This window comes from Brachyspira catarrhinii, from assembly GCF_005518285.1.
In the GTDB taxonomy this organism is placed as follows: Bacteria; Spirochaetota; Brachyspiria; order Brachyspirales; family Brachyspiraceae; genus Brachyspira; species Brachyspira catarrhinii.
In genome coordinates this window covers 1-268 of record NZ_SJDU01000911.1, presented here as the reverse complement: position 1 = coordinate 268, position 268 = coordinate 1, and the positions used below count along the sequence as shown (strand labels likewise).

The 268-nt window shown below is 24.6% G+C and carries 1 protein-coding gene; it reads left to right on the top strand.

Annotated features, from left to right (window positions below):
• Positions 1-239, top strand: a 239-nt coding sequence (locus EZH24_RS13790) for a tyrosine-type recombinase/integrase (RefSeq protein WP_137999515.1), incomplete at its 5' end; no start/stop codon positions are given.
• Between the last annotated feature and the right edge of the window lie 29 nt (positions 240-268).

Genomic DNA, 268 nt, shown 5'->3' with positions numbered 1-268 from the left:
GTAATCAAAGGAATATTTTAATGTTTCTAATTTTAGCAACTACAGGAATACGCAGAAAAGAAGTTGTTGGAATAAAATTAGATGATATAGATTTTCAAAATAATTTAATTTACATAGCCAATCCAAAAGGCAATAAAAAGCCTCGCTATGTATTATTAGCTGAAATAGTAAAAAATTATTTAAAAGATTATTTAATAGAGCGAAATAAAATAGCAGAAAAAATGTACAAAATCTTTTAATCACTCGTCAAGGGAAAAAATGTACAATA